Source organism: Priestia sp. P5_B4, assembly GCF_056400385.1.
In genome coordinates this window covers 1-1,006 of record NZ_JBFULJ010001147.1, presented here as the reverse complement: position 1 = coordinate 1,006, position 1,006 = coordinate 1, and the positions used below count along the sequence as shown (strand labels likewise).

The 1,006-nt window shown below is 34.8% G+C and carries 2 protein-coding genes; both read right to left on the bottom strand.

The features are described 5' to 3' along the window. Window positions 1-192 (bottom strand): HesB/YadR/YfhF family protein (locus AC1DRF_RS29505; protein WP_477742509.1); only part of this gene is annotated, 192 nt, incomplete at its 3' end. Between the two features lie 379 nt (window positions 193-571). Next, the coding region (plsY, locus tag AC1DRF_RS29500) for a glycerol-3-phosphate 1-O-acyltransferase PlsY (protein ID WP_477742508.1) at window positions 572-1,006 on the bottom strand (435 nt) is incomplete at its 5' end.

Below are 1,006 nucleotides of genomic sequence, written 5' to 3'. Positions count from 1 at the left end.
GAATGTTAAACCGTCAACTTTTGTTTCAACGCCAACGTTTTTAGGAGAATCTGTGTTTACACCTAAAGAAAAACCTTTTTGAACGTTGCTGCATCCGCCGTAGCGAACAAAAAAGCGAATTGTTTCGTTTCCTTCTAGCATCATTTCATCTTTGTACCACGTAGCTGCTGCTTCTGTTACTGTTAATTTCATTCATTATGCTCCTTCCAATACTGCGGATACATTTATTATAGTAGAAAGGTAGATAAATTACCAATATATACGAATCCAGCTAGGAAGGAATGAGATAAAATAAAATAAAACGATTTAATATAGAGGTGAAGGCTTCATTTCTATATTAAATCGTTTCATTCTTTCATTTGAAATCATACTGTTTTCCAATGGTTTCCCAGCAGTGAACGCAGTAGCGGCTTCCTTCTAGCTGTGAATCCATTTTCTTATTTCGTTTGCAAATGGGGCATTTTTTCTTCACATCATTCACCTCCTTATTTTAGTATCAGTATAACTAATAAATAAGAAATGTATTCGCTTACAAGGTGGTTATAAAAAAAGAAATAAGAGGAAGATCCCCTTATTTCTTTTTACCTGACAAAAATGTGACTTTCGGTTCTGTTTTGTTAAGAATTCGGGTAATGTTTGCGCGGTGTCTGTAAATGACAAAGGCTACAATTAAACCAATAATCATAATAAGCATGTAGTCTTGTTTAAATAGCGTGTAGATAAAGGTTAATACCCCGGTGACCATTGATGACAGTGATACATATTTCGTTATGTATAAGCAGATAAAAAAACATAATAGTACGAAAACAAATAAAAGAGGTTCATAACATAAAATCACTCCGGCGGACGTGGCAACAGCTTTCCCGCCTTTAAATTTCGCGAAAACAGGAAAAATATGACCAATGACAGCAAATAAACCAATGAAGAGAATGTTTTGATTCGTATTAAATAAAAGCGGTAAAGAAGCTGCTAGGGTTCCTTTTAGAATGTCTCCCAGCGTAACGAT